This is a genomic window from Ensifer sp. Root278 (genome assembly GCF_001429285.1).
Taxonomy (GTDB): domain Bacteria; phylum Pseudomonadota; class Alphaproteobacteria; order Rhizobiales; family Rhizobiaceae; genus Ensifer.
This window is the reverse complement of record NZ_LMJJ01000003.1, coordinates 254,669-281,397: the sequence shown is the minus strand read 5'-3', so window position 1 is coordinate 281,397 and position 26,729 is coordinate 254,669. Positions and strand designations below refer to the sequence as shown.

Here is a 26,729-nt window from a genome sequence, read left to right as displayed (position 1 = left end):
GGCAATGGTCTGGGGTCGATGGCGCCGTGTCCGGGGCGCAGATATCGTCCGTGCATCAATGATCGTTCGCCTGAGTCCGCGAAAGGACAGTGAACAGCAAGTTGGAATAAGGAGATTATCATGGCCATGACGAGACTGATCGCGCGAAGCATCATGACACTGACACTGGCAATCGCGCCGGTGGCTGGCGGCAATTTGGGGCTGAACGGTTTCGCCTATGCCAAGGGCGGCAACGGCGGCGACCATGGTGGCGGAAACGGTGGTGACCATGGTGGCGGCCACGGCAGTGATCGTGGTGGCAGTTCCGGCCACGGCAAGTCCGATAATGCGCGCGGAAGCAAGGAGACGAAGGGAAACAAGTCCGGCGAGAAATCGCATAAGAAGACCCACACATCAAGCGGCAAGGAAAAAGCGTCCAAGCCGGCGAAGGCCGAGAAGGTCGTCAAATCGGCGCCGGTGGAGTTGGATCCGGTTGTTGAACCGGTAACGCCGGGGAACGCGCCGGGCTTTGGTTCGCTCAACCGGAATTACCACGCTTACCTCAATTCGAACGATCCCAAGATGGCCGGGGTTCGGGCCTATGCGATCGCCTATGCCGAGTTTGAGGCTGAAAACGGTGAGGATGCCATCCCCACGGACCCGGCGCTGAGTGACGAAGCGCTGCGTGATGCGCTTGCCAGCTTCACCAAGGACGGTGTGGTGACTGACGACATGGTCGATGAAGCCAAGGAGATACTCGGCGTTGGCCCTGCGGTCGGCAAGATCGACGAAATCCGCGAGACGCTGCCGCCATCGACGGTGGATGAGACGGATCCGGAAGTAGAAACGGATCCGGAAGTAGAAAGCGTCCAGTAAAACAAAGACAGGCAGCCGGCTCCGGTGATTGTTGTCGGGCCGGTTGCCAAACAAGGCGGAATTCGAATGTTTGATCGTGTTGCGGAAGCCTTCGACCACGCAATGAAACAGGGACGTGTCGGCTTTTCTCTTCAACACATCAACTCAGTCGCCGACGTCGGCCGCGTCCTTTACTCGGAATGCCTGGGAAGGCTCGTCAAACCCGATGGCGAGATCATGGCAGCCAGCGAGTTCATAGGCTATCTGGAGGCGGCAGGTCGTGTTGCCGCGCTTGACAGGCATATGCTCGCCCTCGCTTTTGACTGGCTCGCGTGCCAGCCATCCGGTGTCCTCGGGTGCAACATTTCAGTCGAAAGTATTTCCGACGAACGCAACAGAGCACTTCTCTTCGATCTGCTGTCTGCAAATACGAGATTTGCATCGCGGCTTGTGCTCGAGTTGACGGAAAGTCTGCCCGTATCGGGACTTCCGATAGCCGGCCGGTTTCTGCAAAGTGTGCAGGCGCTTGGTTACAGGATCGCCGTCGACGACTTTGGCACTGGGTTCTCGACACCTGAGGCGCTTTTGTCGCTGCCCGTCGACATCGTGAAGATCGACGGATTCTTTTTGCGTCTGGGTCGTGACGACGCGGAGCGCTTTCTCTCGCACATGGTGGGTCTCGCATCCTGCGTCGCCCCGGTCGTGGTCATTGAAGGCGTCGAAACCTATGCGCAGTTTGAAGCCGCGCAGGCCGCGGGAGCAACACATGTTCAAGGGTTTCTGCTCTCCGAACCTACCCTCGCTCCGCTATTTGGCGGAGAAGTGCACGATCACTCAAGTGCGATGGTTTGCTGAGAGAAGAGGAGGCCTGCGGACGCCCGCGCCTCTGTCTGAAAATCGGCCGCACACACGGCGGTAGCCCGTCCGAATCTTCCGAAAATGGGACAAACTTCAGCTGCAAAACATACAATTTTGAGGGTTGTTCATCTCGTCATCTCACCGGAAGTTAACCCGGCGGTGGGAGCATGTCGCTAGCCCCGTCGTCGTTGTCAACGGTAGTGAGTGGGATTGCGCATGCAGCTCCTGAACCATCGCGTCACACGCATTGTCGTTGGGATCCTGCTTCTGGCACTTGCCATTGTCGTGCTCTTGCCGGGGCTCACGGGCTTTACCAGCCTTGATGGCACGGTCAACGCTCGCTTTGCAGTGATCAACGCGCCGATCGATGGCGAGATTGAGCAGGCACCACCCCGGATCGGCACCCCGGTAGCCGCAAACGAGACGCTTCTGACGATCCGCAATGATCGGGTCAATCGGGCGATCCTTGCTTCGCTGCAGGCGGAAGGAAAGACCGCGGTTGATCGCGTTGCGGCGCTCGAACGGGAACGGGACGAACTTGTCGCGTTGCGCACCCAACTCGCCGATCGACTCGAGAATTTCAAGAACGCCACCATTGCAAGTCTGGAACGCGAGCTTCGCATCCTGCAGAAGCGGGTCGAGGTATCTCGCGCCCAGGACTTCGTCGCCAAGGTAGACCTCGACCGACGGCAGGAGTTGGAGTCGAAAGGGATTTTTGCGCGCAAAATGGTGGAGTCGGCCGCTGCCGCGGGCGCCGCCACGGGCGGTGAGGTCGAGATCAGCAATCTGTCGCTCGAGCTGCTCGAACAACGACTGACGGCGCTTCGTCAGGGGATATTCATCGTGGGCGATGGTCAAAACGATGTACCCTATTCCCGCCAGCGCCAGGACGAGGTGATCGTTCGCATAAACGATATCAACACCCGCATAGTCGAAAACAGCACGCGCGCCGACCAGATAGACCATCAATTGGTCGAGGAGGAGAAGCGCGTTCGCAGTCTCGAATTGGCGGCGGTCTCTTCGCCATTCAGCGGCGTGGTGTGGACCCGGAACGTCGTCAACGGTTCCAATGTCATCTTGAACAACGAGCTGCTGCGTATCCTCGATTGCCGCGAGCTTTTCGTCGATATCCTCGTTCCCGAAGTCGATTACGACGAGATCTATCCGGGTCGCGAAGCGGAGGTTCGGCTCCTCGGTCGGAGCGAAGTCTTCAAGGCGAAAGTGCAGGCAGTCAAAGGCTCTTCTGCCGTTGTCGAGAAGGACAATCTAGCTGCCAAGGAGCCGGAGGCCGAGGAGCGCGATGCCAGGATCCGCGTTCAACTCATACCCTCAGCGCTCAACACCGATTTCGGCAATTTTTGCCAGGTGGGGCGGACCGCCCAGGTACGCATCTCCAGGCACAATCTGCAACTGACGCAGTGGATCAAAAGCTTGTGGTTCAACCTCTTTTAGCGCTCGCGCCCACATTGCTGGTTATCGCCTTCTTCCTGCTTGGGCCATCCAACTGGCCACGGCATCAAAGCTGGGCGCGCAGCATCACCTGCGCCGTCGTAGGCGCTGTCGCATTGCGCTATATGGTCTGGCGTCTTTTCGAGACCGTTCTTCCCTATCCAGCCGATGGCGCGAACGCATGGTGGGTTTGGGTTGTTTTCATCATCGAGCTCCTTGCCTTCACCGAGGTTGTCCTTTTCCTCATTTTGATGAGCCGATACGTTGACCGGAGTTCCGAAGCGGACCGCTTGGGAAAGACGTTCTTCGCTCGCGAACAACAGGATCTGCCTACAGTCGACGTTTTTATTCCGACCTACAATGAACCGCTCGATGTCTTGGAGCGGACGATCGTCGGGGCGTTGGCACTCGACTATCCGAAAGACAAGTTCAAGGTCTATGTCCTCGATGACGGCAGGCGTGATTGGCTGAAGAGCTTCTGCGCAGAGCGAGGCGCGGTCCACTTGACGCGAACGGACAATGCGCACGCGAAAGCCGGAAACATGAACAACGGGCTCCGCGCGAGTTCGGGCGACTTCATTGCCATTTTCGATGCCGACTTTGTTCCTTATCGCCATTTTCTCAAGCGTACTTTGCCGTTCTTCTCGGACGAGGAGATCGGCATCGTCCAGACGCCGCAGCATTTCTTCAATGTCGATCCGGTCCAGTCAAACCTGGGTCTGGAGAACATCTGGCCGGACGAACAGCGCCTCTTTTTCGACGAGATCGCTCCGAGCCGCGACGTCTGGGACGTCAGCTTCTGCTGTGGGTCGTGCTCGATCGCCCGCCGCAAGGCAGTCGACGCGATCGGCGGCTTCCCGACGGAGTCGATCACCGAAGATTTGTTGACGACACTGTCGATGCTGAACAAAGGCTACAAGACCCGTTACTTGAACGAGCGCCTGTCGATGGGGTTGGCAGCCGAGAACCTGACGGGCTATTTCGTCCAGCGAGAGCGCTGGTGCCAGGGCGGCATCCAGACGCTCTATCTCCACAACGGCCCCTTGCGCGGACCGGGCTTGTCGTTGTTCCAGCGGATTATGTTTCTTCCCATGTCCTGGCTGGTGCAGTACATCGTGCGCCTGATCGTCCTGATGGTGCCGATCGCCTATCTCTGGTTCGGCGCCTTGCCGCTGCACTTCACCGGCGTTGCCGACTATGTCTCTAACCAGCTTCCCGTTCTGGCGGCCTATTTCCTGTTGATGCTGTGGATCACCCCGACGCGCTACCTCCCTGTAGTTTCCAGCGCCGTCGGGACGTTCGCAACCTTTCGCATGCTGCCGACGGTCGTTTCCAGCCTCGTACGGCCCTTCGGCAAGCCGTTCAAGGTGACCCCGAAAGGCACCGGTAACGAGGCCAACGCCTTCGATGCCTACACGTTCTCTTGGATCGCGGGCTTCATCACTGCCACAGCACTGGGGCTCCTGATCAACATCGTTCCGGAAACCGCGCGGATACACGGCTCGTTTTCGGCGATTGGGGCCGTATGGTCGGGGATCAACATCGTCGTCCTTGTCATCGCTTCTCTCATCTGCTTTGAGAAACCGTGTCGCCTTTTCCAGGCTTTTAGGCTCGATGAGCCCGCCAATGTCGACGGCACGCCGGGGCGCGTGGTCAGCCTCTCACTCGACAAGGCGGTGGTCGCCGTTCCGACTGAAGTGCGTTTCCAGTCCACACAGGTGACGCTCAGACTTGATGGCTTCGAGCCGCTACATGCAGATCTCAGGCAAGTGACGCAGCGGCGCGGCGACATCTCGCGCGCCGGAGACAAGAGGCGCTTCTACCTTCACCTTCACTACGAGCTCAGCGGCAAAGAGCGCGACCAGATGATCGTCAAGCTCTATACCGGGCGCTACTCCCGAGACGTCCCCGACATCGACAAGATCGCTGTTTCGGTGAACCTGCTACTGCGCGCCTTCGGACGCGCGCGCACCGTCTCCCAATAGCAAACTCCAGCCGCCGATTTCGACCGGGTGATCGCCATTAACCTGCGCGGCAGCTTCTTCGTTGGAAAAATGGCGATCGGGCTGATGGAGGGGACGGTGGAGGGGACGGCCCGTCTGATCATGACCGCGTCCGACATGGCCTATCACCGCCGCGAGACCTTCTCGCCCTATGTCGCCTCCAAGCATGGGGTGCTCGGGCTGGTGCGCTCCTGGGCGAAGGAATTTGCACCGCGGGTTGGAATGCGATGCCGGCCGCCTGGTGGAACTGCCCTCGCACTGGGGCCTCGACGACTGGCCGCAATATGTCCAGTCGATGGATCTCGACTACATGATGCCGATCCGCGCGCCGGAGCAGGGGCTTTGCCGCCCTCGCGCAGGAGTTCGAGGCCGCCTACCGGCACGGCGCGCCCTGGGTGCCGGTCGTTCACCCATTCGCCACCGGACGCTTTGCGCGCTGGGAAGTGGTGCATCGCTTCCTTGAGCAGGTTCTTAAGCGCGGGGACGTCTGGTTCGCGCCGATGGAGGAGATCGCAGCGCATGTGCGCACGGTCGTCGACAAGGGACTGTGGTCGCCGCGGATCGACCGGCTGCCCTATTACGCCGAGCCCGTTCGGGTTCGGTAGGACAGGAAGTGAAAATGCTGCGCGGCATCGGCTACTTGGTTGCAGATCGGGGCGATAGGGACGCGAGCAGTGAAACTGCGGTCTGCCTTGCGCTTTCCGGCTGGGCAGGGCGCATGCTGCGCCGCTTTGCACCATGTCTGCCCTCAGCGATGCGGCGGTTGCTGCACCTCGACCGGCCCAAGATCATTTCATCGTTTCATCGAAACAGTGAAATGATCCAACTCGTTGAAGCAACGCTACTCCGGACGGAAACCGTTTCACACTTTTCCTGGAATTGTCCTAGGACTGAACCGTCTGCCCCCGGTTTCCGGGGCCAGCGGAAAACATCAGTGCGGCTTTCGTACGCTCTCGGTGATCGCCTCTGCCAGGGTTTCGGCCGCGCGTGAAGGCTTGTTGCGGGGATAGGCGATATGGAACATATCCTCGAAGGTCATGCGCTCGGGGGCAAGGACCCTGAGGCGGCCGGTGCGCACCCATTCCTCTGCATAATGATCGGGCAGGAAGCCGATGTAAGCACCGGAAAGCAGAAGCAGCAGTGTGCCCTCCATATGCGGCGTTGCGGCGGCCCAGGTGAAGTTCACGCCGCAGATCGTCTCGTTGAGCATATAGGTGCGGCCGGCAAAGGACTGGGATGCCAGCATCGCGTCGGTGAGCTCTTCGTCGGGGCGGGTAAAGAGCTGGTGGCGCTCGGCGCAATAGAGCTTCTGGACTTCGGAAAACACCGGCTGGCTGCGGACATGCGGCGTGACGCTGCCGACCGATGGCATGAGCACGACCTGGTAGGAGCCGTTCAGTAGCCCCTGGTGCAGCACCTGCGGTGCTGCGACATCGATTTCCAGATGCACGCGCGGCGCTTTCGCATGGAAGCTGGCGAGCGCGCCCTGAAGGTCGAGTTCGCCATTGGTGATCATCGCATCGACGGTGCCGAAGCTGAGATTGCCGGAAAGCTCACCCTGCGCCTCGCCGATGCGGCTCTGGAATTTCTCCAGCGAGCCGAAGAGTTCGAGCGCCGCGTCATAGACGAGCCGCCCTTCCTCCGTTAGCTGGAAACCGCTGCGGCCGCGGGTGCACAGGCGCAAGGCCAGCCGCTGTTCCAGATTGCGCATATGGGTGGAGATTGTCGCCTGCGTCATGCCGAGCGCTGACTGCGCGGCGGAAAAGCCGCCGTGCTGCACGACTGAAGCAAAGACGCGCAGCAGCCGGAGCTCGGCATCGCCGAGCGACAGGTTGAGAACGCGGTGGCGAACCTTGTTGATCATGCATTGATTAAGTCACAACTAAACATCCAATCATAGATATTTTTAAGCGTATCGACCTTCCGCACACTCCTTCACCTGTGGAGGAGACACATGACCAGCAATTCCTATGAAACCGGGCGTCTGAACCTGCCGTTTGTCGGCATCTGCACCTTCGGCAAATATCCCTACCAGCCGGACTGGGACGCCATCGACGCCGACGTGGCGATCCTCGGTGCACCGTTCGACTGCGGCACCCAGTGGCGTGCCGGCACCCGCTTCGGGCCGCGCTCGATCCGCGAAGCCTCGACCCTGTTCTCCTTCGGCCACGGCGGCGCCTACGATCATGAGGACGACGTCACCTATCTGCCGAGCGGCGCGGTCTCGATCGTCGATATCGGCGATGCCGATATCGTCCACACCGACACGATGAAGAGCCACGCCAATATCGAGTTCGGCGTGCGCAAGATTTTGGCGGCCGGCGCACTGCCGGTGGTGCTGGGCGGCGATCATTCCATCAACATCCCCTGCGTCAATGCCTTTGCCGAGGACTGCGAGAAGAACGGTCCGATCCACATCGTGCAGATCGACGCCCATCTCGATTTCGTCGACGAGCGCCATGGCGTGCGCTACGGCCACGGCAACCCGATGCGCCGCGCGGCAGAAAAGCCCTATGTCAGCGGCCTGTCGCAGCTTGGCATCCGCAACGTCTCCTCCACCGCCAAGGAAGGCTATGAGGATGCCCGCAAGATGGGCTCCGACATCCTTTCGGTCCGTCAGATCCGGGCGTTGGGCATAGAGGGCGTGGTGGACCGCATCCCCGCCGATGCGCGCTATTACGTCACCATCGACATCGATGGCTTCGATCCGTCGATCGCGCCGGGTACCGGCACGCCGTCGCATGGCGGCTTCATCTATTACGAGGTGCTGGAGATCCTGGCGGCGCTCGCCAAGCGCGGGAACATTGTCGGCATCGATCTGGTCGAGGTTGCCCCCGACTACGACCACACCGGAGGCACCTCGATTCTGGCCGCGCAGGTTCTCATGAACCTCATCGGCCGCGTCATGCATGCAAGAGCCGAAAAACGCTGAGCAAAGACCCCGGGAAGGGCCGGCACGCCAGCGGCGGCCGACGAGGAGGAAGAGACATGGACGAAAGCGTCCGCAATTATCTGGATCAATACGGCGTCAGCGATGCGACGCGGCGGTTTCTGGCCAAGCCCCAGAAGATGTTCATCGGCGGCGCCTGGGTCGACAGCGGCAATGGCGCGACCTTCGACATTTTCGAGCCCTCCACCGGCGGCCTGATCACCCGCGCCCCCTCGGGCACTACGGACGATCTCGACCGGGCCGTCCGCGCTGCCCGCGCCCAGTTCGATGGCGGCGCGTGGCGTCTCCTCAAGCCGCTCGAACGCGAACGCCTGCTGCACCGCCTCGCCGACCTCATCGAGACCCATGCCGACGAACTGGCGGAAATCGAAGCTATCGACATGGGCAAGTCGGTGACCTTTGCCCGCGAGATCGATATCCAGGGCACGGTTGATACGTTCCGCTATTTCGCCGGCTGGCCGACAAAGCTGCACGGCCGCACCGTCGAACCTTCCATTCCCGGAAATTATCTCGCCTATACCCGCAAGGAACCGCTCGGCGTCGTCGCCGCCATCGTGCCGTGGAACTTTCCGCTGCAGACCATGGCGTGGAAGCTCGCAGCTGCCCTTGCTGTCGGCTGCACCGTCATCGTCAAGCCGGCGGAACTCACCTCGCTATCCACCCTGCGCTTTGCCGAACTGGTGCAGGAGGCCGGCATTCCCGATGGCGTGGTCAATATCGTCACGGGCAAGGGCAGCGTCATCGGCGCGGCCATGTCGACCCATCCGGGCATCGACAAGGTCACCTTTACCGGCTCGACGCCGGTCGGGCAGGAGGTCGGCCGCACGGCGGTCGGCAATCTGAAGCATGTGACGCTGGAACTCGGCGGCAAATCGCCGGTGCTGGTGCTCGACGATGCCGATCTGGCAAGCGCTGCCCGTGCAGTGGCAAACGGCGTGTTCTTCAACTCCGGTCAGGTCTGCGATGCCGGCACCCGCGTCTATGTCCAGCAGTCGGTGCATGACGCGTTCCTCGAAGAGCTGGTCGCTGTCACCCGCACGCTGAAGCTTGCGCCGGGTCTCGACCGCGATTGCTACATCGGCCCCATGGTCTCGGCGCAGCAGAAAAAGGTGGTTTCCAGCTATATCGAGGCCGGTCGCCGCGAGGGCGCGGAGCTGATCCATGGCGGCGGCAGTCCCGACCGACCTGGCCATTTCATCGAACCGGCAATCTTTGCCTATTGCAAGCCGGAGATGAGCATCGTGCGCGAGGAGATTTTTGGGCCGGTGCTGGTCACCAGCCCTTTCGACACGCTGGAGGACGCGGTTTCGCTGGCGAACGACACGCCGTTCGGCCTTGCCGCCGCGATCTACTCGAACGATCTCGCGCGCGTGCACACGCTCATCCCGCGCCTGCATGCGGGTTCCGTCTACGTCAATGCCCACAGCACCATCGATCCTTCCATGCCCTTCGGCGGCTTCAAGGCTTCGGGCTTCGGCAAGGACCTGGGGCCGGAGCAACTCGACTACCTCATGGAGACCAAGGCGGTGTGGATCACATTGCCGTAAACCTTGCGGCCGCCGCCCATGGGCGGCCGCTTCGCACCACCGGCGGCTGATGGAGCCGCCTTTCATCGCAGAAAGACGCCGAAGGCGCGACGCGATAGGGGAACCAAAAATGGAAAACGATATCGCCTGGCAGAACGAACTGGGACGCCGCGCCCGCATCTATGAAGACATCGAGGCGGGTCACCGCTTCGAAGGCACGATGACCGCCCTCGATTATGCCGGCATGACCGTGCTGACGCTCGTGCTGGTCCTCGGCTCCTGGTTCTGGGGGGCATGAGATGACCGAACACGTCGCCAATGGCGGGCTTGCCGCCGCTGAAATCCAACGGGAGGAAGCTTCTGCCAACCGTGCCGCTGCCGAACGCGGCGATGCACCGCTTCTGCCCTCGGAACGGCTCTGGGGCTTCTGGGAATTCACCTACGCCAATTCGGCGCTTGCCATCGCCACCTGGGCCTTCCTGATCGGCGGCTCCGTCGGTCTTTTCGTCGGACCAAAGGAGGGCATTGCCGCCATCATCATCGGCAATATCGTCGGTGTCATGCTGACGGCACTCGCCACCACGCCGCTTTCCGGCCGCTACGGCATCGAGCAGTTCGTCGCGCTGCGCAGCCAGTTCGGTTATAACGGCAGCCGCGTTGTCTATGTGCTGGCCGTCGTGGTGCTCACCATGGGCTGGCTTGCGGTGCTGGCCATGATGTTCGGCCGCTCGATCGACGGGTTGACGGCGCTGAGCTCCGGCGAGGCCGCCAACCCGACCGGCATCAAGATGATCGTCGCCGCCGTCGGCGCCATCCTCGTTACCTGGTTCATCGTCGCCAAGGGGCCAACCTCGATCAAGTTCTTCAACATGGTCGTCTCGCCCGCGCTGGTGATCCTGATGATCGTGATGCTCTACCTCATTCTCCAGCACCGCTCCTTCTCCGAGCTGCTGGCGATGCCGGCGCTTTCCCCGCCGTTTGAGGATAATACGCTCAACTTCATTATCGCTATCGAAGTGAACCTTGCCGCCGGCTTCTCCTGGTGGCCCTATATCGGCAATCTCGCCCGCCTCACCAAGAACGAACGTACCGCCTTCTGGCCGAACATCCTCGGCATTTTCGGCGCCGCCGCACTCGGCGAAATTGTCGGCCTGCTCGCAGCCGTCGCACTCGGTGACAGCGACCCGACGATCTGGATGACCAAGATCGCCGGGCCCGTCATCGGCATCATCGCGCTGCTCTTCGTCGCCTTCGCCAACATGACCTCGATGGCCAACATCCTTTACACCTCCATCGTCGGTCTCCGGCAGGTGGGCACGGCCTCGGTGCGGGCCACCTCCTGGGGGGCGATCCTCTTCCTGTTCTGCGTCATCCCGCTCGGCCTCGTGGTCTTCTATCCGCAGATGTATGACGGCTTCTTCATCTTCCTCGTCTGGACCTCGGCGCTCAATTCCGCGCTCGCCGGCATCGGCATTGCCGATTACTTCTTCCTGCGCGGCCAGAAGCTCGACATGCGCAGCCTGCACGGCCCGCAGGAAAACGGTCCCTACCGTTTCTGGGGTGGCTTCAATCCCATCGGCCTCTTTGCGCTTGCCATCGGCTTCGGGGTCTACGTGCTCGTCTTCAATCCGCAGACGCTCGCGAGCCTGCCGGCCTTCAAGTACCTCACCGCCTCCGTGCCTTCCTGCCTTGCAGCCGGCGCGGTCCACTATGCCTTGACCCGGCTTTTCGCCCGCGGGCGTGGCTGGGGCCTCTATCCGTAATATCGGGATGACTGCCATGAGCGATACCTACGACTACATCATCATCGGCGCCGGATCGGCCGGCTGCGTGCTCGCCAACCGGCTTTCGGAAGACCCGGCCGTAAAAGTCCTGGTCCTCGAATACGGCGGCAGCGACAAGTCGATCTTCATTCAGATGCCGACGGCGCTGTCCATCCCGATGAACGGCACGAAATACAACTGGAAATACATGACCCTGCCGGAGCCCGGCCTCGACGGCCGCCGGGTCCACTGCCCGCGTGGAAAGGTCATCGGCGGTTCCTCCTCGATCAACGGGCTTGTCTACATGCGCGGCCATGCCCGCGACTTCGACGAGTGGGAGGAGCTTGGGGCGCGCGGCTGGCGCTATGCCAATTGCCTGCCCTATTTCCAGCGCGCCGAAAGCTGGCAGGACGGGGGCGACGCCTATCGCGGCGCCGCCGGCCCGCTCGCCACCAATGCCGGCAACAGGATGCGGAACCCGCTCTACCGGGCCTTCGTCGATGCCGGCCGCGAGGCGGGCTATATCACGACGAAAGACCCGAACGGCCATATGCAGGAGGGCTTCGGGCCGATGCACATGACCGTCAAGGACGGCGTGCGCTGGTCGACGGCCAATGCCTATCTCAAGCCGGCGATGAGCCGGCCGAACCTCACGGTCGTCACCCACGCCATGACGCGGCGTGTACTGCTCGAGGGAAAACGTGCCGTCGGCGTTGAATACGAGCTGGGTGGGGAGCGCGTCGTGGCGAAGGCAAGCCGCGAAGTGCTGATTTCCTCCGGCCCGATCGGCTCGCCGCACCTCCTGCAACGCTCCGGCATCGGCCCGGCTGCCGTGCTGCAAAAGGCGGGCGTCGAGGTGCTGCACGATCTGCCAGGCGTCGGCGAGAATCTGCAGGACCACTCCGAGGTCTACATCCAGTATGCCTGCAAGGAGCCGATCACGCTCAACGGCAAGATGGGGCTTTTGAGCAAAGCCCTGATCGGCGCGGAATGGCTGCTCTTCAAGAAGGGGCTTTCGGTCTCCAACCATTTCGAGAGCGGCGGCTTCATTCGTTCCGACGCCTCCCTCCAGTGGCCGGATATCCAGTTTCACTTCCTGCCCGCCGCCATGCGCTATGACGGCAAGAAGCCGCTCGACGGTCACGGTTTCATGGTGCTGACGGGGCCGAACAAGCCGAAGAGCCGCGGTTATGTGCGGCTGCGCTCGCCGGAGGCGCACGAGCAGCCGGATATCCTCTTCAACTATCTCGACCGCGAGGAGGACCGCGAAGGTTTTCGGCGCTGCCTGCGGCTCACCCGCGAAATCATCGCCCAACCCGCCTTCGACCGCTTCCGCGGCGAGGAGATCGCGCCCGGCAAGGATGTGCGCAGCAACGACGAGATCGACGCCTGGGTGCGTGAGACCATGGAAAGCACCTACCACCCCTGCGGCTCCTGCCGCATGGGCGAGGACGAGATGGCCGTCGTCGACAGCGAACTCCGGGTGCGCGGCATCGGCGGCCTCCGGGTCATCGACAGCTCCGTCTTCCCGGCAGAGCCGAACGCCAACCTCAACGCGCCGACGATCATGCTCGCCGAGCGTGGCTCAGACATGGTGCGCGGCAAGCCGCTGCTTGCTGCCTCCAATGCGGAGGTCGGCGCGGCTCCCGGCGTCGGCGTCACCCAGCGCAGCGGCAAACCGCTGCGTGCCTTTCGGCACTGAGGCGGCCGCGATGTTGCGGGGGATCGGCTATGTGGTTGCCCGGCGGGATCTGGACAATCCCGAGGAGCCGCGCGATTGGGCGCGCTTCATAGAGGCGCATTTTCGCGGGCTCCTGGTCCGCTTTGCCGGCTGGTCCCTTGGGGCTCGACGGCAGCAGCCTCAAGGCCAGGAAAGCGCCTCGGCGAAGCGGCCGAGATAGGACCGCATGCGCTCTGCGGGTACGCCGGCATAGTTCAGGCGGCCCCGGCGGTGCACCGCCATCCGCCTGTGCGAAACAAGGCCCGTGCCGGCCGAGTAGAATCCGCATCAGGTGAACGCCACCGCGTTAGGCATTATCGCGTCTCGTGAAAGTTGTTGGAATCAACCGTCCTTGCCATTTTTTGCCAAGGACGGTATTCTTTTTCACATGAGCACAATGAACATTTCTCTGCCGGACTATTTGAAGAGCTTCGTCGATGAGCAAGTCGCCGGGCGGGGCTATGGGACGAGCAGTGAGTATATCCGGGAGTTGATTCGTCGAGATCAGGACCGGCTCACATTGCGCAGGCTGTTGCTTGACGGTGCTTCCTCTGATCAGACTGAACCGGCCGACGCTGATTATTTCACCAGGTTGCGCGAACGAGTTCGGCAGGCCAAGTGAGTTACAAACGGATTATTCCACGTGAATTGGCTCGCAATGATGCCGAAGCGGCCGTCGACTATTACGCAAGCGAGGCGGGACCTGAAGTTGCCCACGGATTTATCGACGCTCTTCAAACGGCATACGATTTGATCGCGAACCATCCGGAATCTGGATCATTGAGATATTCGTACGAATTGGGATTACCTGATTTGCGGAACGTCTATTTGAAGAGATACCCATATCTCGTCTTCTATCGCGAGCAGGCTGATTATATCGACGTTTGGCGTGTGCTTCATGCCAAACGGGATATCCCGCAGTGGATGCAGGGCCCGGAAAGTCACTGATCTCTCGGAGATATCCACTGTTGGTCTACGAGCCCATCGTCGGGTCGGCTTCGAGCCATCGTGGTGCGCGTAAAGACCAGAACGAGGACGGCCCCTGCGGCCGGAAGTTCGGTCCGCTCTATAATCGAATGGCATCGAGAATGGCCTGTATCAGTCGGGCTGATGGCACGTTGCGAGGTCTGAGCAAGCCGATCTCGCGGCACGGTGCGTTGCGCAGCGGAAGCCGGGCAACGCGCAGGTTGTCGAAGAGGGACGAACGCCAGTCGGGCATGAGCGATACGCCTAGTCCAGCTTCAACCATGACCGATATGGCTTCGAGCGAGTCGAGTTCCAGCCACTCGCGAGGAAGAATCCGCTGGGATTGAAGATAGGCATCTGCCAAGCGGCCGCCCCAATTGCTTCTGTCGTATCGGATGAATGGTTGCTCGCGAAGCAAGCGGTCGGCGGTGAAGTTCGCGAGGTCGGGCGGCGCCAGAAGGACGAACGGCTCCGACCGGATCAGTTCCCAATGTAAGGTCTTGGGTATCGGGAAGGGCGGTTTGACGAGGATCGCCGCGTCGATCTTTTCCTCCAGCACGCTGTTATAGAGCTCTGCCGACGTTCCCGGCAGCAGGAAGATGTCGACGCCCGGCGTCGTGTCGAACACTTTTCGTAGCGCATTCGGAAGCAGGCCCGTCAGTGCCGTCGAGATGGCACCAAGCCGCAGTTCTCCGAATGCCTGGTCGTCGTGTGCCAGTCCTTTCAACTGTCTGACTTCCGATAGAACGCGTCGGCTCTTTTCAAGGATCGCGACGCCCGCTTCGGTTGGCTTCACCCGCCGGCCTGATCGCGCCAGAAGGGGCAGCCCGATCTCGTCTTCCAACGCCTGGATACGTTGCGCGACCGCGGCCGGCGTCACACCCAGGCGGCGCGACGCCTCAGCCAGAGAGCCGTGTTGAACGACGGCCAGGAAGGTTTCGAGAAAGCGGGTTTCCATCGATACTTTTACTATCGTCTGAAGGAATAAAAAGGAAGGTTTTTCTCTTGTTTGCGCGTTGCCATAGTGGCCCGGAAACAAAGGAGGAAGAGGTGGATCTACATTTGAACGGCAAGACGGCGCTTGTCTTCGGCGCCGGCGGTGGACTTGGCGGCGCAATCGCAAGGTCGCTTGCGGCCGAAGATGTTTCCGTCGTCGTCGCCGACATCCACGAGGAAAGCGCCAAGGCGACCGCGGATGCAATCAAGGCCGAGGGTGGCAAGGCCATTCCGCTCACCTGGGATATTGGCGACCTGTCCCTGGTTGGTCGGAAGCTCGACGCCATAAACAATGCGTTTGGCCCGGTCGACATCCTGGTCAACAACACCGGCGGCCCGCCGCCGACGCCGGCCGCAGGCCAGTCGCCCGACGATTGGTCGAAGTACTTCGACCTCATGGTTCGCTCGGTGATCGCGGTCACCGATGCCGTTCTGCCGACGATGCGCGAGCGCAAATGGGGACGCATCATCACCTCCACGTCTTCAGGCGTCGTCGCACCGATTGCAAATCTCGGGATTTCGAACAGCCTGCGCCTGGCGCTTGTGGGCTGGTCAAAAACCTTGGCGCGCGAGGTCGGGCGCGATGGCATCACCGCAAACATCGTGTTGCCGGGACGGATCGCCACCGGGCGGATCGTGTTCCTGGACGAGCAGAAGGCGAAGCGTGAAAACCGGCCGGTCGCCGACGTCACCGCCGAAAGTACCGGGTCCATTCCAGTCGGGCGCTACGGCGACCCGAAGGAATACGGCGACACCGTCACCTTCCTTGCCAGCCCCCGCGCATCCTACATCACCGGCTCCGTCATCCGCGTCGATGGCGGTCTGATCAACAGCATCTGATTTGGGCGAGATCGATCATGACACTTGAGCCTCACGTCGTTGAAACCCTGAAGGGCGTATCCACTGCGACGCTAACGACGGTTCTGCTCAAAAGAGGGCTTCGCAATGTCTGGATGCGTGGCACCAAGCCGCTGAAGCCTGGCCAGGGGCGGGTTGTCGGCAAGGCATTTACCCTGCGCTTCATCCCTGCCCGGGAGGACCTCGCCACGCCTGCGAGCTGGGCATCGCCGATCTCCACCCGGGCGGCGATCGAGGCGATGCCCGAGGGCTGTGTCGCGGTCGTCGACGCGATGGGCATCGGCGATGCCGGCATCTTCGGCGACATCCTGTGTGCCCGGATGGCGAAACGCAACGTTGTCGGCCTCGTCACCGACGGCGTGATGCGCGACGCCGAGGGAGTGTTGGCGAGCGGCATGAAGGTGTGGTGCAATGGCATCGCAGCACCGCCGTCGGTCGCAGGGCTGACCTTTGTCGGATGGCAGGAGCCGATCAATTGCGGCGGCGTTGCCGTGCTTCCGGACGACATTGTCGTGGTCGATGACGACGGTGCAGTCCTCATCCCGGCAGCGCTTCTCGACGAGGTGCTCGCCGAAGCGCCTGAACAGGAGCGCATGGAGGCCTGGATCATGAGTGAAGTCGATCGGGGCGTGCCGCTTCCCGGTCTTTACCCAATGAATGCAGAAACGAAGGCCCGGTATGAGGCCTGGAAGGACAGCCAGAAATGACGTTCAGCACGCAATCCAAGGGCGTCTACGCCATCGCAACCACCCCGTTCTTCGAGGACGGCTCGATTGATTTCAATTCGATCGACAAGCTGACGGACTTTTATGAGGAGAGCGGCTGCACCGGCGTCACGATCCTCGGCATCATGGGCGAGGCCCCGAAGCTCGAACCGGAGGCAAGCCGTGCCATCGTCAAGCGCGTGGTCTCCCGGTCCAAAATTCCGGTGATCGTCGGCGTCTCCGCTCCAGGTTTTGCCAGCATGCGCTCGTTGGCGCGTGACTCGATGGAAATGGGTGCCGCTGGCGTGATGATCGCTCCGCCTCCCGCCCTGCGCACCGATGACCAGATCGTCAACTACTTCGCCGGCGCGGTGGAAGCTGTCGGCGAGGATGTACCGTGGGTTCTCCAGGACTATCCGCTGACCCTCACGGTCGTCATGACATCAGGCGTCATCGCGAAGATCATGTCCAACCACACGTCCTGCCTGATGCTGAAGCACGAGGACTGGCCCGGCCTTGAAAAGATATCGAAGCTGCGCGCCATGCAGAAGGCGAAAGAACTTCGCGACTTTTCGGTGCTCTGCGGCAATGGCGGCATGTTCCTAGACTTCGAGCCGGAACGAGGCGCGGACGGAGCGATGACCGGCTATGGCTTCCCGGACATGCTCACCGAATTCATGGGATTGTTTGCGGCCGGAAAAAGGGATGAAGCGCACGATCTCTTCGATGCGCACCTGCCTTTGATCCGTTACGAGCAACAGCTTGGCATCGGCCTTGCCGTTCGCAAGCATGTTCTGAAACGCCGTGGCGTCATCGCCTCCGACGCCCAACGCAAGCCGGCCCAGATGCTGACCCCGACAGCGCGAACAGAAGTCGACTACCTGCTTGCTCGCGTCGCAAGGCATGACAAGCGCGCTGCCCTCTAGTCAGTTCGATCTCTCTGAGCCCGTTCGTAGCTGATCAAGAGCCGCGGACGGGCCTACAAAGTCATCCGTCGTATCTGCGCCTCTTCATCGCGATCTGTGCTGAGGCTCGCGAGGATGATACTTTGGCTTTGGCGATTGTCGAATACACCTGGCGAAGAACGAGGTTTGACGATGCAGGGCCAGGAAACCTTCCTTGATAGGATTTTGCGTATCGGCGTGATCGTTGCGGTCGCGCTCCTGCTTGCGGCGATCCAGTATGTGGTGTCGTCGCGCTCCCTCTATGCCGTCCTCTGAGAGCGGATTTAATCCCCAGAGTTGATGAGCCGCGTGTTAGCGGTTGCTGCGTCAGTCGGATCATTGGAATTGCCCCGCCGTTCAACACGTTAATCGCCAGTCGAACGGCGGGGTGAATGCTCACATCTACGCCGACGTGTAGGCCGTCTTGACGGTGGTGTAGAACTCGGCGGCGTAGCGGCCCTGCTCGCGCGAACCATGGGACGAGCCCTTGCGGCCGCCGAAGGGCACGTGGAAATCGACGCCGGCCGTCGGCAGGTTGACCATGACCATGCCGGCCTCGGCATTGCGCTTGNCCTTCTATTGGGAAGCGAGAACTCGGCGGCGTAGCGGCCCTGCTCGCGCGAACCATGGGACGAGCCCTTGCGGCCGCCGAAGGGCACGTGGAAATCGACGCCGGCCGTCGGCAGGTTGACCATGACCATGCCGGCCTCGGCATTGCGCTTGAAATGGGTCGCATGCTTGAGGCTGGTGGTGGCGATGCCCGAGGACAGGCCGAAGGGGGTGTCGTTGGCCACAGTGAGCGCCTCGTCGTAATCGCGGACGCGGATGACGGACGCGACCGGCCCGAAGATTTCTTCCCGCGANGGGGTGTCGTTGGCCACAGTGAGCGCCTCGTCGTAATCGCGGACGCGGATGACGGACGCGACCGGCCCGAAGATTTCTTCCCGCGAAATCCGCATCTGATTGGTCGCCTCGGTGAACAGCGCTGGCTGCAGGTAGAAGCCGGGCGTGTCGCGCTTCAGSAGCTCGCCGCCAAAGGCGAGCTTGGCGCCCTCCTGCTTGCCGATGGCGATGTAGTCGGTGTCCTGGTTGAGCTGGCTCTCATCGACCACCGGGCCGATATGGGTGCCGGATTTCAAGGCATCGTCGATCGTCAGCCCCTTCATCCGTTCGCCCATGGCGGCCRCGAAGCGATCGTGGATGCCCTCGGTGACGATGATGCGCGAGGAGGCGGTGCAGCGCTGGCCGGTGGAGAAGAAGGCGGAGTTGACCGCGGCCTCGACCGCCACCGACAGATCGGCATCGTCGAGCACGACGAAGGGGTTCTTGCCGCCCATCTCCAGCTGGTATTTGCGATTGTGCTCGACGGAGGCGAGCGCCACCCGTTTGCCGGTGCCGGTCGAGCCGGTGAAGGTGATGGCGTGGATATCGGGGCTGTCGAGCATCGCCTGGCCGACGACCGAGCCCTTGCCCATCACGAAGTTCAGGACACCCTTCGGCAGGCCGGCACGGTGGAGGATGTCGACGATGGCCCAGGAACTGCCGGGCACCAGCTCGGCCGGCTTGAAGACGACGGTGTTGCCGTAACAAAGCGCCGGCGCAATCTTCCAGGCAGGAATGGCGATCGGGAAGTTCCAGGGCGTGATGATGCCGACGACGCCGACCGGCTCGCGGGTGATCTCGACGCCGATATTGGGTCGGGCCGACGGCAGAACTTCGCCCGCCAACCGCAGGCATTCGCCGGCGAAGAAGTCGAAGATCTGGCCGGCACGCACCGTCTCGCCGATGCCTTCGGCGAGCGTCTTGCCTTCCTCGCGCGACAGCAGCCTTCCGAGCTCGTCCTTGCGGGCAAGGATCTCGTCGGCGGTCTTCCTCAGGATCGCGTGGCGCTCGAGGATGCCGGAGCGCGACCAGGTCGGGAACGCAGCCTTGGCAGCGGCGATCGCGGCGCGGGCATCGTCGGCAGACGCACGGGCGTATTCGCCGACCACGTCATTGGTGTTCGAGGGATTGATGTTGGCAACCCCGTCACCGCCGACCCATTCGCCGGCAATCAGGTTCTGGTGGATGGTCATGGGCTTTCCCCTTTTTCATTCTGCGACGAGGGCCGCCTCCGCGCGAAGGCGGCCCACTTTTCTCACTGACGCTTATGTTTTCCGATAAGGGCGTCCATCATAGCCATTTCCTCTGGTGTCAGGTCATGGAGTGGCGAGCGAACCGGACCGGCATCGAAGCCCTGGAGCCGCACCCCGGCCTTGATGGCCGAGACGGCATAGCCCTTCGCACGGCTACGGATCGCCATGAACGGATAGAAGAAATCAATCAGGATTTTCTCGCACCTGGCGCGTTCGCCCGCGCGCAATGCCTTGTAAAAATCCATGGCGAGGCCGGGCACGAAGTTGAAGACCGCCGAAGAATAGGTGGTAAAGCCTGCACCAAGGTAGGCCTCAGCGAAGAGTTCGGCCGTCGGCATGCCGCCAAGATAGGTCAAGCGGTCCCCCATCTTGGCGGTGATCTGCCGCACGAGGCCGATGTCGCCGGTGCCATCCTTGAAGCCGACGAGGTTCGGGCAAGCGTCGCAAAGGCGCGCCAGCGTATCGGCCTGCAGAACGGAATTGTCGCGATTATAGACCATCACGCCCATACCCGTGGCCTGGCACACGGCCTTGATATGCCGGTAGAGCCCTTCCTGCGGCGCATCGATCAGGTAGTGCGGCAAAAGCAGGATGCCGTCTGCGCCGGCCTTTTCGACGGACTTGGCGATCGAGACGGCGATATTGGTGCCGTAGCCGCAACCCGAGACGATCGGCGTCTTGCCGGCGGCTTCCTTGGCGACGCGGACGATCTGCGGAATTTCCTCCGGCGCCAGCGAAAAGAACTCCCCCGTACCACCAGCGGCAAACAGCGTGGCCGCCTCAAAGCCGGAAAGCCAGTTGACGTGTTCGGCATAGCTTTTGGCGTTGAAATTGCCCTCCGCATCGAAATGCGTCACCGGGAATGAAAGCAGACCGGCGCCAAGCGCATGTTTCAATTCTTCAGTTTTCATGGGTGTGACCCTCCTTTGAAGGAAGCATCGGGGAATGCCGATGCCCCTGGTTGATCTGGTTGGCTGGGGGACGCTTCCTTAGGCCGCGAGCGACCGCACCATCGCGGCAAGGCGGTCGCAGGCACCCTCCAGCTCGCGGTCGGATGCCGCAATTGACAGGCGGATGAAACCGGGCGCGCCGAACGCGGCGCCGGGTACGCTCGACAGGCCGAACTGTTGGAGCAGATGGGAGGCAAGGGCCATGTCGTCGGCGATCACCGCTCCTTCCGCCGTCGTCCGGCCGAGCAGCTTTGTAACGCCGATGAAGGCATAGAAGGCGCCATCCGGCGGGGTGAAATCGAGCTTGTCGATCTGCGCAAGGCGCTGCGAAACGATCTTCGCCCGGCCGGCGAAGGTTTCCGCCGCTTTCGCGACGAAAGCCTGGTCACCTGTCAGCGCGGCGAGAGCCGCCACCTGCGCCACCGTCGAGACGGATGTCACGCTCTGCGACTGCATCTTGTTGAGCGCGGCAATCAGGGTTTTCGGACCGGCGGCATAGCCCACACGCCAGCCGGTCATCGCATAGGCCTTTGAGACACCGTTGACGATCAGCGTCCTGTCACGCAGTTCGGGGCAGGCCGACACAAAGGATGCGAAGGGTACGTCCTTCAACAAAATGTGCTCGTAGATCTCGTCCGAGAGCACCAGGATCTGCGGATGGAGGGCGAGCACCTCCGCAAGCGCGCGATATTCATCGGCGGAATAGATTGCGCCCGTCGGATTGGACGGCGAATTCAGCATCAGCCAGCGCGTCTTCGGCGTGATCGACGCCTCCAGCCTCTCGGCGGTGATCTTGAAGCCGGCGTCAGGCCCGCAATTGACATAGACCGGCTCGCCGCCATGCAGGGACACGATATCGCCGTAGGATACCCAGCAGGGCGTGGGGATGATGACCTCGTCACCGGTTTCCAGCGTCGCGAGGAACGCGTCAAACAGGATCTGCTTGGCGCCATTTGCGACCATCACCTCGTCGATGGCATAATCCAGCCTGTTTTCCGTCTTGAACTTGCTGACGATTGCCGCGCGCAGGCTTTCCATACCCGCCGGCACGCCATAGCGCACCCTGCCCTTGCGAATGGCTTCGCAGGCTGCGTCGGCGACGTGGGCTGGCGGCTCGAAATCCGGCTCGCCGAGCGACAGATCGATGATGTCGCGGCCTTCGGCAGCCAGTTTCTTGGCGGCCATGGCGATCGCCATGCTGGGGGACGACTTGATGCCCCCAGCGCGCTTGTTTTCGAACTTCATCTCCGGCTTCCTTGAATTGATCTGGCATTTGGGACCGGACGACGCTCTCGCCTCGCCCGGTCCCCGGGAGGACTATCTGGCGACGACGTAATCGAAAGCACTGTCGCGCTTGGCGGCAGCCGGATCGCGCTTATCGGCCGGACCATAGCCGCCACCGCCGGGAAGCTCGAGGATGAGCCGGCGCCCCGCCGGCACATGCTGCCGTCCCTTCGACGTAAGGCGTGTGCCGTCATCGAGCAGCACGGCTCCGGGGGCACCGTTCTCGCCGCCCTCACGGCCGCGCGCCGGATGCTCGACGCGGTCGAACATGGCGTTGAAATGAATCTCGTGACCTTCGGTCGGCGAGATTTCCACGACCTGGCCAAGGCCGCCGCGGAACTGGCCGGCGCCGCCCGATCCGTCGCGCAGTTCCTTGCGCCAGAAGATGACCGGGCCGACATGCTCCGTCGCCTCGATCGACATTGAGTGCACGCCGCTCGGGAATGCCGTCGCGCTCAGGCCGTCAAGCGTCGAACGCGCACCGGCGCCGCCGCTGTTGAACAGCAGCACTTCGGCGCGCTGACCGCCGTCGGCCGGGGCCTTCTCGCCCTGCAGCGGGCGTACACTGACATGCAAGTTCCAGAGCGCACCCGCCCCTTCCGCCGGCACGCGGCCCGGCAGTATCTTGTGCACGGCGCCGAGCACGGCATCGGGAACGAGATGGCCGAGGACGTGACGCACAGATACAGGCGCCGGATGCTGCGCGTTGAGGATGCAGTTCTCCGGCGCTATGACGCGGAACGGCAGCAGGGATGCGTGATTGTTCGGAATCTCTGGCGCGATCGAGCACTTCAGACCATAGCAGGCATAGGCTGCGGAATAGATGAACGGGCAGTTGATACCCTTCGGGCTCGGCGGCGACGTGCCGTCGAAATCGGCTAGGATATGGTCGTCGGCCACATCAAGGCGAACGGCGATATCGATCGGCGAGCCATAGCCATCGACGCGCATTACATTGGAATAGGAGCCCTTCGGCAGGGCCGCGATCCGCTCCAGCGTCGCATCGTAGCTGCGATTGAAGATGAAGTCGGCCAGCGTTTCCAGATCCGCAAGATCGAACTCGTCCATCATGTCCATCAGGCGGCGATGGCCGATCTCGTTGCAGGCCGCGAGCGAGTAGACGTCGCCGACCACCTGATGGCTTTCGCGCACGTTGTTGCGGAGAATGTTCACGAGATCCTTGTTGACCTTGCCACGCTCCGCAAATTTCATGATCGGGACGAAGATGCCTTCCTCGTAAACCTCGTTTGCATCCGGGCCGAAGCCACGGCCGCCAACATCCACCACATGCGCGGTGCAGGCGAAGTAGCCGACCAAAGAACCGTTGCGAAAGCTCGGCGAGACGACGGTAAAGTCGTGCAGGTGGCCGGTGCCCTTCCAGGGATCATTGGTGATGTAGACGTCACCTTCGAAGATGTTCTCCGGACCGATATCGCGGATGAAATGGCCGACGGCTTCCGCCATGGCGTTGACGTGGCCGGGCGTGCCGGTCACCGCCTGGGCGATCATCTTACCGCCGCGGTTGAACACGCCGGCGGACAGGTCGCCGGATTCTCGTACGCTGGTGCTGAAGGCGGTTCGGATCAGCGTGATGGCCTGCTCCTCGACCACGGAGATCAGCCGGTTCCACATGATCTGCATGTGGACGTCGGAAAGTGCATTGGTTTTCATGGATTATCCTCCGTTCAGGCGGCTTGCTTGGCGCACACGAGCAGGCAGCCATCGGCCTGCATGACGACCTCGCGGCTCGCCGTAATGATGGTCGAGGTTTCGCGTTCGGTGATGACCGCCGGACCTGCGACCCAGTCGCCCGGCTTCATGTCGTGGCGGGAGACGACCGAGGCCTGCTGGAAGCGGCCTTCCTGGACATCGAAAATCTCGCGGGTGCCGCGCACCGTAGCGCCGCCAGCCTTCCCGACCTTGCTGATCCTGGCCGGCGGCGTGACTTTCGATGTCGCTCTCAGCGACCAACTGACGATCTCGACATCGAGGCCGCCAATCACTCGGCCGAAGAAATGCTCGTACTGCGCGTCGAAGAGAGCGCGGAATAGGGCACCATCGACATCGGCATAGTCACGCACATCGATCGTGATGGGAACTTCCCAGCCCTGGCCGACATAGCGCATGTATGCGGTACACTCGAGATTAGGATCGGCATCCGGTGCGCCGGAGCGCACGAAGGACGTCGCTTCCGCGACGAGCTCCGAAATCGTCCGGTTGATCGCATCTGCGTCGAAACGGCTGAGGCGGCTATAGGCGCTGCGAACCGACTCGAAGCCGAAGGGCGCGCGCAGGAACCCGATGGCCGAGCCGACGCCGGCTCCCGGCGGGATCAGTAGATTCGCCATGCCGAGCTTCTCGCAAAGGCGGGCGGCGTGGATGGGCGCGGCGCCACCGAAGGCGATCATGGTGAACTCTGAAAGCTCCTTGCCATTTTCGACTGCATGCATGCGGGCGGCGTTGCTCATGTTCTCGTCCACGACCTCGCTGAGGCCGTAGGCCGCAGTGGCAATGTCGGTGTCGAGTTTCGACGCGATGTCGGCATGCATCGCCCGATCGGAGGCGGGCGCATTAAGCTTCATCGCCCCGCCTGCAAACTCGTCGGCATCGAGGCGGCCGAGGATCAGGTCGGCGTCAGTTACCGTCGGGCTTTCCCCGCCACGGCCATAGCAGGCCGGCCCCGGTTCGGAACCGGCACTGTGCGGCCCGACACGGATCTGACGCATACTGTCGACGGTGGCGATCGATCCGCCGCCGGCGCCGATCTCTACCATCTCGATAACCGGGATGGAGATCGGCATGCCGCTGCCCTTCTTGAAACGCCAGGTGCGGGCCACCTCAAAGGTTTTCGAGGTCTTCGGCGTCTGGTTCTCTATCAGGCAGATTTTTGCGGTCGTGCCGCCCATATCGTAGGAGAGGACCTGATCGAGCCCGTAACTGCTGGCAATATGCGCGGCGAAGATCGCGCCGCCCGCCGGACCGGATTCGAGGAGGCGAACCGGAAACTCGATAGCGCTCTCGACGCTGATGATACCGCCGCCCGAATGGATCATGAAGACCGGGCTGCGCATGCCCTCTTCCGCCAGCCTGCCGACGAGACGATTGAGATAAGACGCCATCAGCGGCTTGACGAACGCGTTGGCGCAGACCGTGTTAAAACGCTGGAACTCGCGCATCTGCGGCGAGACCTCCGAGGAAATCGAAACGGACAGATCCGGCTTCCTCGCCAGCAATCGGTCGCGCACCGCCTTTTCATGCGCGCCATTCAGGTATGAATGGATGAAGCCGATTGCGACGCTTTCATAGCCTGCGGCGATAATACGGTCGCAGAGGGCGTCGACCTCGGCAAGATCGAGCGGCTTCAGGACACCACCGTCGGCGCCGATCCGCTCGTCGATGACGAAGCGTTCGTTGCGGGGCACAAGCGGCGCAGGCAGCACAATATTGAGATCATACTGTTCGAAGCGGCTTTCGGTCCGCATCTCGATGACATCGCGAAAGCCCTTGGTGGTGATGAAGGCAGTGCGCGCGCCGCGCCGCTCGATCAGCGCGTTCGTCGCGAGCGTCGTGCCATGGATGACGGTGTCGATCTCTGACAGTTCGACGCCTGCCAACTCGGCGACCTGCCGGATGCCCCTGACGATCGCGTTTTCCGGATAGGAATAATCGGTCAGCACTTTGATCGAATGGAGCGTGGTGCCTACCTCCATCGCAACGTCGGTGAAGGTGCCGCCGATGTCGACACCGACCCTGATCTGCATACCATCTTTCGCCATTTTCTTGACTTTGCTCCGTGAACGAACTTCTCTTCCACACCGCGCCCAAGGGCTTGCTTTCGACATGCGGTGGGCATTCCCCGCCCGCACTTGCAGGCGGAGGCTAAAGCTCTTCGATTGTTGATGTTTCGGGGTGCCCTGCGCAGCGGTTGCGCAGGGCAGGCGCGTTATTGCTTGCCGGTGAAGTCTACGCCCGGCAGCGTTGTCGGCAGTTTTGCGCGATCGACGCCGATCCATTTCTTGTAAAGTGCGTCGAGCGAGCCATCAGCCGTGTGACTGGTCACAAAATCGGTGAGGAAGTTGAGCATTTCCCGGTCGCCCTTGCGAACGGCCATGCCCTGAAAATTATCGGCCACCTTGTACTTGCGCTCGAACTCCGCTTCGTGTCCCGTCTCCTTGATGACGAGACCGTAGGTCACGCTGCCAAGGATGGCGTCGACCTGGCCGGACAGGAGGGCCTGCACGGTCGTCGCATCGTCGTCAAAGCGTTTGATCTCGGTCGTTGGCGGTGCAGCCTTGACGAGGATCGGCTCGAACACGCTACCACGGTTCACGCCGATGACGTATTTGCCAAGGTCGTCGTTGCCCTTGATCGCCGCATCCTTCTTTGCCCAGACCGTGATATCGTTCGACGAGTAGGGGATGACGTACTGGATGACCTTGGCGCGCTCCTCGGTGATCGTCATCGATGGCACGAGGAAGTCGACATTGCCGTTGACCAGCAGCGGAATGCGATTCTGCCCGGTGATGCGCTCGAACTTGACCTCTACACCAAGTTCCTTGGCGATCAGCTTGGCGATTTCGATGTCGAAGCCGTCATTCTGGCCATTCTGGTCGATGAAACCCCAGGGGAACTGGTCCATCTGCACGCCGATGGTCGCCGTGCCCTTGGCCTTCAGTTCCTCCGGTGTTATGGCCAGCGCCGTCGTCGCGAACAAGGTCGTGGCCAAAAGCGCGGCGGCAAACACGCCGGGAACGTTCGAACGCGAAAAGGGCAATGCTATCTTGAACAT

24 protein-coding genes and 2 pseudogenes are annotated in these 26,729 nt (G+C 61.9%); 16 read left to right on the top strand and 10 right to left on the bottom strand.

The features are described 5' to 3' along the window. Positions 1 to 120 precede the first annotated feature (120 nt). The 5 genes from ASE60_RS05355 to ASE60_RS35505 all read left to right on the top strand — a co-directional run bounded on the left by ASE60_RS05355 (position 121) and on the right by ASE60_RS35505 (position 5,749). Positions 121 to 855, top strand: a complete 735-nt coding sequence (locus ASE60_RS05355) for a hypothetical protein (protein ID WP_057248691.1) — start codon at positions 121 to 123, stop codon at positions 853 to 855. Positions 856 to 921: 66 nt separating this feature from the next. Next, positions 922 to 1,689, top strand: a complete 768-nt coding sequence (locus ASE60_RS05350; RefSeq protein WP_057248690.1) for an EAL domain-containing protein — start codon at positions 922 to 924, stop codon at positions 1,687 to 1,689. 219 nt (positions 1,690 to 1,908) lie between these two features. After that, positions 1,909 to 3,144: an HlyD family efflux transporter periplasmic adaptor subunit gene (locus ASE60_RS05345; protein ID WP_057248689.1), complete on the top strand. Its 1,236-nt coding sequence runs from the start codon at positions 1,909 to 1,911 to the stop codon at positions 3,142 to 3,144. Further along, positions 3,126 to 5,126 (top strand): glycosyltransferase, encoded by a 2,001-nt coding sequence (locus ASE60_RS05340; RefSeq protein ID WP_057248688.1) that lies wholly within the window; start codon positions 3,126 to 3,128, stop codon positions 5,124 to 5,126. Before ASE60_RS05345 ends, ASE60_RS05340 begins: the two co-directional genes overlap by 19 nt. Positions 5,127 to 5,539: 413 nt before the next feature. Continuing rightward, positions 5,540 to 5,749, top strand: a complete 210-nt coding sequence (locus ASE60_RS35505) for a hypothetical protein (protein WP_057248687.1) — start codon at positions 5,540 to 5,542, stop codon at positions 5,747 to 5,749. Positions 5,750 to 6,075: 326 nt separating this feature from the next. On the opposite strand, the gene ASE60_RS05330 is transcribed toward ASE60_RS35505, so the two are convergent. Continuing rightward, a complete protein-coding gene (locus ASE60_RS05330; RefSeq protein ID WP_057248686.1) occupies positions 6,076 to 7,008 on the bottom strand; it encodes a LysR family transcriptional regulator in 933 nt (310 codons plus the stop codon). A 90-nt stretch (positions 7,009 to 7,098) separates the two neighbouring features. Between ASE60_RS05330 and speB the strand changes: the two genes are divergently transcribed. From speB to ASE60_RS05295, 7 genes are all read left to right on the top strand, one after another. Further along, entirely contained in the window at positions 7,099 to 8,076 is a 978-nt protein-coding gene (gene speB, locus ASE60_RS05325; RefSeq protein ID WP_057248685.1) for an agmatinase, read from the top strand. Between the two features lie 56 nt (positions 8,077 to 8,132). Further along, complete coding sequence (locus ASE60_RS05320) at positions 8,133 to 9,641, top strand: aldehyde dehydrogenase family protein (RefSeq protein ID WP_057248684.1); 1,509 nt, start codon at positions 8,133 to 8,135, stop codon at positions 9,639 to 9,641. A 109-nt stretch (positions 9,642 to 9,750) separates the two neighbouring features. Then, positions 9,751 to 9,918: a hypothetical protein gene (locus tag ASE60_RS35115; protein ID WP_110881590.1), complete on the top strand. Its 168-nt coding sequence runs from the start codon at positions 9,751 to 9,753 to the stop codon at positions 9,916 to 9,918. Position 9,919: 1 nt separating this feature from the next. Next, positions 9,920 to 11,383 (top strand): cytosine permease, encoded by a 1,464-nt coding sequence (locus ASE60_RS05315; RefSeq protein WP_057248683.1) that lies wholly within the window; start codon positions 9,920 to 9,922, stop codon positions 11,381 to 11,383. 16 nt (positions 11,384 to 11,399) lie between these two features. Continuing rightward, positions 11,400 to 13,085, top strand: coding sequence for a choline dehydrogenase (gene betA / locus ASE60_RS05310; protein ID WP_057248682.1), 1,686 nt, complete (start codon positions 11,400 to 11,402; stop codon positions 13,083 to 13,085). Positions 13,086 to 13,491: 406 nt separating this feature from the next. Next, positions 13,492 to 13,725 (top strand): type II toxin-antitoxin system ParD family antitoxin, encoded by a 234-nt coding sequence (locus ASE60_RS05300; protein ID WP_057248799.1) that lies wholly within the window; start codon positions 13,492 to 13,494, stop codon positions 13,723 to 13,725. Further along, positions 13,722 to 14,051 (top strand): type II toxin-antitoxin system RelE/ParE family toxin, encoded by a 330-nt coding sequence (locus ASE60_RS05295; RefSeq protein WP_057248680.1) that lies wholly within the window; start codon positions 13,722 to 13,724, stop codon positions 14,049 to 14,051. The genes ASE60_RS05300 and ASE60_RS05295 overlap by 4 nt, the downstream gene beginning before the upstream one ends. A gap of 118 nt (positions 14,052 to 14,169) precedes the next feature. Here the strand turns inward: ASE60_RS05295 and ASE60_RS05290 are convergent, their stop codons facing one another. After that, the gene (locus ASE60_RS05290; protein ID WP_057248679.1) at positions 14,170 to 15,027 is read right to left on the bottom strand and encodes a LysR family transcriptional regulator; all 858 of its coding nucleotides are present in this window, start codon (positions 15,025 to 15,027) and stop codon (positions 14,170 to 14,172) included. Positions 15,028 to 15,119: 92 nt separating this feature from the next. On the opposite strand from ASE60_RS05290, the gene ASE60_RS05285 reads away from it, so the two are divergent. From ASE60_RS05285 to ASE60_RS36015, 4 genes are all read left to right on the top strand, one after another. Next, the gene (locus ASE60_RS05285; protein ID WP_057248678.1) at positions 15,120 to 15,905 is read left to right on the top strand and encodes an SDR family oxidoreductase; all 786 of its coding nucleotides are present in this window, start codon (positions 15,120 to 15,122) and stop codon (positions 15,903 to 15,905) included. A gap of 17 nt (positions 15,906 to 15,922) precedes the next feature. Next, positions 15,923 to 16,630: a ribonuclease activity regulator RraA gene (locus ASE60_RS05280; protein ID WP_057248677.1), complete on the top strand. Its 708-nt coding sequence runs from the start codon at positions 15,923 to 15,925 to the stop codon at positions 16,628 to 16,630. Next, positions 16,627 to 17,553 carry a dihydrodipicolinate synthase family protein gene (locus ASE60_RS05275; protein WP_057248676.1) on the top strand — a complete coding sequence of 309 codons (927 nt, stop codon included), beginning with the start codon at positions 16,627 to 16,629 and terminating at the stop codon, positions 17,551 to 17,553. The genes ASE60_RS05280 and ASE60_RS05275 overlap by 4 nt, the downstream gene beginning before the upstream one ends. Positions 17,554 to 17,724: 171 nt before the next feature. Beyond that, positions 17,725 to 17,847, top strand: a complete 123-nt coding sequence (locus tag ASE60_RS36015) for a hypothetical protein (RefSeq protein WP_256436675.1) — start codon at positions 17,725 to 17,727, stop codon at positions 17,845 to 17,847. Positions 17,848 to 17,973: 126 nt separating this feature from the next. Here ASE60_RS36015 and ASE60_RS33445 read toward each other — a convergent pair. The 8 genes and pseudogenes from ASE60_RS33445 to ASE60_RS05245 form a co-directional block, all read right to left on the bottom strand. Beyond that, positions 17,974 to 18,142 (bottom strand): annotated as a pseudogene (locus tag ASE60_RS33445) (aldehyde dehydrogenase family protein); the annotation flags it as partial. Position 18,143: 1 nt separating this feature from the next. Then, positions 18,144 to 18,434 (bottom strand): annotated as a pseudogene (locus tag ASE60_RS35500) (aldehyde dehydrogenase family protein); the annotation flags it as partial. A gap of 1 nt (position 18,435) precedes the next feature. After that, a partial coding sequence (locus tag ASE60_RS05270; protein WP_244495545.1) for an aldehyde dehydrogenase family protein occupies positions 18,436 to 19,646 on the bottom strand: 1,211 nt, incomplete at its 3' end. A gap of 62 nt (positions 19,647 to 19,708) precedes the next feature. Continuing rightward, positions 19,709 to 20,617 (bottom strand): 5-dehydro-4-deoxyglucarate dehydratase, encoded by a 909-nt coding sequence (gene kdgD / locus ASE60_RS05265; protein WP_057248675.1) that lies wholly within the window; start codon positions 20,615 to 20,617, stop codon positions 19,709 to 19,711. Between the two features lie 78 nt (positions 20,618 to 20,695). Beyond that, the gene (locus ASE60_RS05260; RefSeq protein ID WP_057248674.1) at positions 20,696 to 21,901 is read right to left on the bottom strand and encodes a pyridoxal phosphate-dependent aminotransferase; all 1,206 of its coding nucleotides are present in this window, start codon (positions 21,899 to 21,901) and stop codon (positions 20,696 to 20,698) included. A gap of 72 nt (positions 21,902 to 21,973) precedes the next feature. Continuing rightward, entirely contained in the window at positions 21,974 to 23,611 is a 1,638-nt protein-coding gene (locus ASE60_RS05255; RefSeq protein ID WP_057248673.1) for a hydantoinase B/oxoprolinase family protein, read from the bottom strand. A gap of 14 nt (positions 23,612 to 23,625) precedes the next feature. Further along, positions 23,626 to 25,716 carry a hydantoinase/oxoprolinase family protein gene (locus tag ASE60_RS05250; protein WP_057248672.1) on the bottom strand — a complete coding sequence of 697 codons (2,091 nt, stop codon included), beginning with the start codon at positions 25,714 to 25,716 and terminating at the stop codon, positions 23,626 to 23,628. Positions 25,717 to 25,883: 167 nt separating this feature from the next. Next, entirely contained in the window at positions 25,884 to 26,729 is an 846-nt protein-coding gene (locus ASE60_RS05245) for a transporter substrate-binding domain-containing protein (RefSeq protein ID WP_057248671.1), read from the bottom strand.